This is a genomic window from Actinomadura logoneensis (genome assembly GCF_003428695.1).
Lineage (GTDB): Bacteria > Actinomycetota > Actinomycetes > Streptosporangiales > Streptosporangiaceae > Spirillospora > Spirillospora logoneensis.
Window position 1 is genome coordinate 22,670 of the sequence record NZ_QURH01000010.1, and the last position, 6,457, is coordinate 29,126.

4 protein-coding genes and 1 pseudogene are annotated in these 6,457 nt (G+C 74.3%); 1 reads left to right on the top strand and 4 read right to left on the bottom strand.

The window, feature by feature from the left end; translation table 11 throughout:
- Window positions 1-8: 8 nt before the first annotated feature.
- The 4 genes from DZF91_RS00665 to DZF91_RS00680 all read right to left on the bottom strand — a co-directional run bounded on the left by DZF91_RS00665 (window position 9) and on the right by DZF91_RS00680 (window position 5,148).
- A complete protein-coding gene (locus DZF91_RS00665) occupies window positions 9-1,946 on the bottom strand; it encodes a carboxypeptidase regulatory-like domain-containing protein (protein WP_117355575.1) in 1,938 nt (645 codons plus the stop codon).
- Between the two features lie 87 nt (window positions 1,947-2,033).
- Complete coding sequence (pheA, locus tag DZF91_RS00670; RefSeq protein ID WP_117355576.1) at window positions 2,034-2,969, bottom strand: prephenate dehydratase; 936 nt, start codon at window positions 2,967-2,969, stop codon at window positions 2,034-2,036.
- A gap of 62 nt (window positions 2,970-3,031) precedes the next feature.
- Complete coding sequence (locus tag DZF91_RS00675) at window positions 3,032-3,496, bottom strand: DUF4446 family protein (protein ID WP_117355577.1); 465 nt, start codon at window positions 3,494-3,496, stop codon at window positions 3,032-3,034.
- Window positions 3,496-5,148 carry a glycosyltransferase 87 family protein gene (locus tag DZF91_RS00680; protein ID WP_199486315.1) on the bottom strand — a complete coding sequence of 551 codons (1,653 nt, stop codon included), beginning with the start codon at window positions 5,146-5,148 and terminating at the stop codon, window positions 3,496-3,498. The genes DZF91_RS00675 and DZF91_RS00680 overlap by 1 nt, the downstream gene beginning before the upstream one ends.
- A gap of 94 nt (window positions 5,149-5,242) precedes the next feature.
- Between DZF91_RS00680 and DZF91_RS00685 the strand changes: the two are divergent.
- A pseudogene (locus DZF91_RS00685) lies at window positions 5,243-6,457 on the top strand (hypothetical protein); the annotation flags it as partial.

A 6,457-nucleotide genomic window follows, 5' to 3' on the forward strand; every position in this document is an offset into this window, starting at 1 on the left:
GAAGGAGGTCAGCGGACGTCGACGTAGTCGCCCGTGCTCCAGACGCCCAGGTAGGACGGGCTGCCCGCGTACGCGGCGGCCCAGGTGCCGTCGGCGGACGCCTTGAAGCCCTTGGTGAACCAGCCGTTGCGGTCGGCCTTGGTGGTTCCCATCGCCTTCCACTTGGACGACCCCGAAGGCTTGAAGTAGACCGTCAGCGTCGCGCCCGCGCCCGGCTGCCACTTGGCGGCCTGCTTGGTGATGCGGCCCTTGACCGTGAGCGTCCGGCCCTTCTTCACCGGCTCCGGGGACGCGTTGAACGACGAGATGGCCGTCTTGTACTTCGCGTCCACGAACAGGTGCGAGGTGCCGGACGGCTCGTCCAGGGTCCCTCCGATGCCCGCGCCGCCAGAGAAGGAGACCCACCACGTGCCGTCGGACCGCGCGATTCCGGAGAGCGAGAAGCGTCCGTTGGCGTCCGTCCGGCCCTCGGCCATACCGAACATCCGGCCCGGCCCCGGGCTGAACGTGAGGCTCACCGGGACGTTCGCGACGTTCGTGCTCCCCGCGGGCGCCCCGGTCCTGACGATCTGGCCCGTCAGCGTGACCTTGCCGCCGACCGCGACGGGGTTCGGACGGGCGGTGACGCCGATGATCCGCGTCCAGAACGAGGTGCGCCGGTACTCGCCCGCCATGCTGTTCTCGAGGAACGGGGACGCGGCGGAGTCCACCCGCCAGGTGCCCGACCCGGTGACCTTGGTGGTCAGCGAGTAGCGGCCGTCCGGGCCGGTGGTCGGCGTGCCGAGGTCGGTGGTCTGCTTCGTGCCGTCAGAGGTGAACGAGAGCTTCACGGGCCTGCCGGGGAGTGGGACCCAGGCGCCGGCGGAGTTCTGCCGCTCCAGGAGCCCGGAGAGCGTGACCTTGTCGCCGACCCGGCCCGCGCTCGGCACCGGGCTGAGCGAGACCCGCGTCGCCTGGGCGCGGAAGGGGAACTCCACGTTGGCTTTCGCCGAGATGTAGGCGCCGTGGGAGGCGGCGGTGAGGGAGGCGCGGCTCGCGGTCGGCGTGACCTCCAGCGCGAAGGAGCCGTCGTCGGCGGTCGTCGTCTTCGCCTCGGGCGTGTTCAGGGAGACGGTGACGCCACCGAGCGGCGCGCCCGCGGTGTCGGTCACCCGGCCGGTGACCACGGTGCCCCGGTGCTCGTAGTCGAGCGTGCCGGTCACCCGGACGTCGGTCAGCCGCTGCTCCAGGCGCTTGTCGAAGATCGCCGTCCGGCTGGTGAGGCTGTCACCCTGGCCGTCCCACGCCGTCATGGCGACCTGGTACCGGCCGGCGGGCGGGTCGAAGACCGGGCCGGTCATGTAGACGGTGCGGGTGACGCCGCCCGGCAGCTCCGCCGTCTGCCGCACCGTCGGCACGACGTCCTCGCCGACCTGCTCGGTCGTCCCGGCCCGGTAGAGCCGCGCCACGACCCTGCTCACCTGGCCGGAGTGGGTGACGGTCGCCTGCGCGTCGAAGGCGTCGGTCACCCAGCCGCCTCCCCCGGCTCCCAGGGTGAAGATGCCGCTCGGCCTGTCGAGGAACGCGACCTGCGGCATCTCGGTGCGCCCGCCCGACGGGTCGTTGACCCGGATGTCCAGGTAGGTGCGGCCCTGCTGGAGTGCGGCGGTCGTCTCGGGAGACCAGACGGAGCCTGCCGCGTCCTCGCCGCCGGCCTCCCGGCGGGGCACGCCGGGGATGCTCGCGTACGCCTCGGACGAGCCCTTGAGGCGGAACCGGAAATCGACCGTCGCCCGCGCGTCGGCGGCGATGAGCCGCACGTAGGGAGTGGCCTTCCCGTCCGTCCCCACCACGATCCGCGCATCGGCGACGATCGGTGTCGGCGGGGAGTCGGCGGAGGCGGACGCCACCGGCAGCAGTGTCAGGGCGGTGAACAGCGACAGCAGAGCTGCCAGGGGTCTGCGCAAGGGGGGCTCTCCGTGATCACGTGAGTGAAGCAAGGAGATGACGCGCGAAGGTCAACGGCGGTTTACCTTCGCGCGGAAAGAGTCAGGTCAGCGTTCGGTGGCGCCGCAGCGGATGGTGGCGAGCCAGGCGGCGGCCTCGGTGAAGTCGTGGTCGTGGGTGCCGCGGCGGACGTCGGGACGGACCTTGTCGGCGCGGGTGTAGGAGCCGAGGAAGCGGACGTCGGCGCAGACGCGGCGCAGGCCCATGAGGGCCTCGCCGACGCGGGACTCGAAGACGTGGCCCTCGAAGTCCATCCAGAACAGGTAGGAGCCGAGGCCCCGGCCCGTCGGGCGGGACTGGATGAGGGACAGGTTGATGCCGCGGACGGAGAACTCGGTGAGGATCTCCAGCAGCGCGCCGGGGTGGTCCTCGCCGAGGAAGGCGACGACGCTGGTGCGGTCCATGCCGGTGGGCGGCGGCGGGGAGCAGGGGCGGCGCAGCGCGACGAAGCGGGTGACGGCGTCCGCGATGTCGTGGATGTCGGAGGCGAGGACCTCCAGGCCGTAGCGCGCGGCGGCGAACGAGCCGGCGAGCGCGGCGTCGTAGTGGCCGTCGGCGACGTGCTGGGCGGCCTCGGCGTTGGACGTGGCGGCGCGCCACTCGGCGTCGGGGACCTTCTCGGCGAGCCAGCGGCGGCACTGCGGCTGGGCGTGCGGGTGGGACGCGACGGTCTTGACGTCCGCGAGCTCGGTGCCCGGCCGGACGAGCAGGGCGAACGAGACGGGCAGGTGGACCTCGCCGACGATCTGGACGGGGTCGCCGGTGGCCAGCTCGTCCAGCGTGGTCGGGACGGAGCCCTCGACGGAGTTCTCCAGGGCGACGAGCGCGCCGTCCATCTCGCCGCTCCGCAGGGCGTCGAGGGCGGCGGGGACGGTCGCGAACGGGACGTGCTCGGCCCCGATCGCGCCCGGGAAGGAGCGCAGCGCGGCCTCGGTGAAGGTCCCCTGCGGTCCCAGATAGGCCCATTTGCGCTGATCAGGCACGATGCGTCCCCCCGAATGCGGTGTCCGGTCGTCAGGAGTGTACGTGGTGGACGGCCGGGATCTCAGGTGGTCGTGCGCGCCGTCCGCCCCGAGTCGCCGAAGTCGGGGAGCGGATCGTCCATGGTGACGACGGGGCCCTTGCCCAGCCGGGCGGCGCGCAGGGCCTGGTTCTCCTCGGGAGAGAGCGGCTCGGCGGGATGGCCGTCGCGGATGGGCTTGGCGTAGGTGCGGGTCTCGGTGCGCCCGATGATCGAGCTGATCACCACCCCGTTCCCGGACGCGTTGATCAGGGCCAGGGAGAAGGAGCGGTGCCCGGACATCTCGCGCAGCGCGTCGTAGTGCACGATCGCCAGGTCGCGCAGGGCGTGCCCGTCGATCGCGCCCGGCGGACCGGCCGCCCGCAGGCTCCGGCGCACCACCTCCGAGCACTGCTCGACCACCTGGTTGGCCCGGTTGTGGGCCACCACGGCGACCGAGAGTCCGGCCACGCCGGCGACGAGTCCCGCGATGGCAACGGCGGCAAGCATCACGGGGTGAGCGTACCGACACCGTCCCTGGGGCGAGCGGGATCCGGGCGACCGTCGCCCCGGCCGAGCCGGTTCACCAGCCAGACGCCGAGGACGACCATGAGCGCGACGGCGCCGAAGCCGAACAGGTCCCGGATCAGCTGCCCGGCGATCTTCAAGATCAGTGGATGTTCGGGCCCGGTCAGGTGCGTCCCCCACCAGGGCACGGGGAACAGGTAGAACAGCCAGACGGCCCCGGCCAGCAGCGTCCTGCGCCGGTCCCGGCCGTCTCCGGCGAGGGCGCCGACGACGGCGATGACCCACACCAGGTGGTGGATCCAGCCGACCGGCGACAGCAGCACCGACAGCAGCCCGGTGATCGCGACCCCGGCGAGCAGCAGGCTGCGCGCGGCCTCGCCGGACGCGGGGTCGGCGGCGAGCATCCGGTCGGTGCCCCAGCGCCGGGACGGGTCGGGCGGCAGCGCGGGCAGCGCGAGCCCGTCGGCGGCGGCGGTCGCGCGGCGCGCCAGCCGGAACCCCAGGTAGGCGACGGCGAGCACGAGCACGCCCCACAGCGGCGTCTGGAGCGGACCCTCCGGGATGACGCGGGCGACCCAGCCGTTCAGCGCCTGGTTCGTCGTGCCGTTCACCGCGCCGGTGCGTCCGCCGCCCTGCAGCAGCGCGCCGAACCAGTAGTCCGCCGAGTCCGAGGGCAGCCACGCGAACGCCAGCAGGGACGCGGCGGCGGCCGTGAGCAGGGAGTTCACCGCCGCCTGGCGGCGTCCGGTGATCCAGAAGTAGACCAGGAAGACGCCCGGCACCAGCTTGATCGCGATCGCCAGGCCGACCAGCGCGCCGCGCGGCCAGTAGGCGGTGCGCGCCATGGTGTCCGCCAGGCACAGCGCCATGAGGAAGAAGCCGACCTGGCCGAACCGGATCTGGTCGTGGGCGGGCGTCAGCCAGGCGCACGCGCCGAACAGGACGCCGTAGGCCAGCGGCGCCCAGCGGCCGGTCCGGGCGAGCAGGTCGCGGAACGCGTACCGGACGATCACGGCCAGCGCGACGTACTCCAGGACCGTCCAGGTCCACTGCGCGGCCGTCCAGGACATCAGCGTGAACGGCACCGCGAGCAGCGCCGGGAACGGCGGATAGGTGAAGGGGAGCAGCTGCGGCGGCTGGGTCAGGACGTCGTAGAGCCTGGCCTGGCGCAGCAGGGCCCGGCCGCCCTCGCGGTACACCTCCAGGTCGACGAGCCGCTGGTCGGGCGGGTTGCCCAGCCAGCGCACGACGATGGGTGTGATCGCCGCCACGGCGACGATGACGCCGGCGGCCAGGATGAGCCAGTCCGCACCGCTGCGCCGGCCGCCCCGGCGCTCGGCCGTGCCGTCGGCGGAGGGCGAGCCGCCGTCCCGTTCGCCGCGCGGGGATCCGTCCCGTCCCGACGCGCCGCCACCCCGCCCGGAGCCGTTGCTCCCGGAGGCGGACGCGTCGCGGCGCCCGTTCGGCGTGGCCCGCGCGTCGTCCGCGTCCCTCGCGGAGCGTCCACGGCCGCGCGCCTTCCCGCGGCGACCGCCGTCCTCCGCGGCGGCCTCGTTCACGGCAGTCGCCCCCACCGCCGCACCCCCGTCCGGGGCGGACACCCGCCGCTCCGGCGCGGCGTCTCCCGTCCCCATGGCTCCTCGCATGTTCACATCCTGTCCTAAAGGTGCCACTACCCTGGACGTCATGGGGCTATCGGGGGCGAGACTCCGCACACCGCGACCGGGCATGGCCGCTGTCCTGCTGGTTCTCGCCGCGATGGGCCTCCTCCTGGCGGCGCCCGTGCGGTCGGCGCAGGCGGCGCAGGCCGGCACGGTATCGGACGCCCCTTCGAACGCGCCCTCGAACGCGGGCCGGGCCGCCCCCGGCGGACGCGTGGTGCTCATGGGCGTGGACGGCCTGATGTGGACGGACGTCACCGAGCGGAACACCCCGACGCTGTGGCGGCTGACCGGCCAGGGCGGGGCCGCCGCGATGACCGTCCGGACGACCAAGGCGAACACCTGCCCCACCGACGGCTGGCTCACGCTCTCGGCCGGGCAGCGGTCCGTGCTGAAGGACGCCGACTGCGTCCTGCCGTCCAACCCGGTGCTGCCGGGCACCGCCGTGCCGTCCGGGGCGCCCGCCCCGGCGCAGGGCGGCGCGCTCGCCCCGGGCTGGCCGGACATCGTCCGGGACAACGCCCGCACCTCCTACCACTCCAAGCCGGGGCTGCTCGGCGAGACCGCCCACCAGGAGGGGGTCTGCACGACCGCCGTCGGGCCGGGCGCCGTCTTCGGCCTCGCCGACCGCAGCGGACGCGTCGACCACTACGTCGGCGGCATCGACGGCGCGACCCCGGCGGACTGGGCGCGCTGCCCGCTGACCGCGGTCGAGATCGACGACGTCTTCCGCGTGTACCTCGCGGCCGGGGTGGACGCGAAGGGCGCGCAGGTCCCGGTCGGCCGGGACGACCGGGCGCGCGCCGCCGCCGCGGCCGACCGGCGGGTCGCGCAGGTGCTCGCGGCCGTCCCCGCGGGCACGACCGTGCTGGTCGCGGGCCTGTCGGACAACGGGCCGAAGCCGCACCTGCGGGTCGCGCTCGCAAGCGGGCCGGGCTTCACCGGCTCGTCCTACCTCTACTCGGACGCGACCCGGCAGAAGGCGCTGGTCACCCTGACCGACGTCACGTCCACGATCATGCGGACGCTGTCGCTGCGCGAGCCGTCCGACGCGGTCGGCTCCCCGTTCCGCACCCGGCCGACCGGCGACTCCACCGCCGCGAAGGCGGACACGCTGCGCGCCGAGGAGATCGCCGGGCAGGCGATCCGGCGGGTCCAGGGCGGCTTCCTGTCCACGCTGGCCGGGGTGCAGCTCGTCCTGTTCCTGCTCGCGGGCCTGGCGCTGCGGCGCCGCTGGGGCGGCGCGCCCGGCCGCCGCCGCGTCCTCGCCGGGACGCGCGTG

Coding starts and splice junctions, on each gene's coding strand:
- DZF91_RS00680 (WP_199486315.1), bottom strand. CDS start 5,148: ATGGGGACGGGAGACGCCGCGCCGGAGCGGCGGGTGTCCGCCCCGGAC.
- DZF91_RS00675 (WP_117355577.1), bottom strand. CDS start 3,496: ATGCTTGCCGCCGTTGCCATCGCGGGACTCGTCGCCGGCGTGGCCGGA.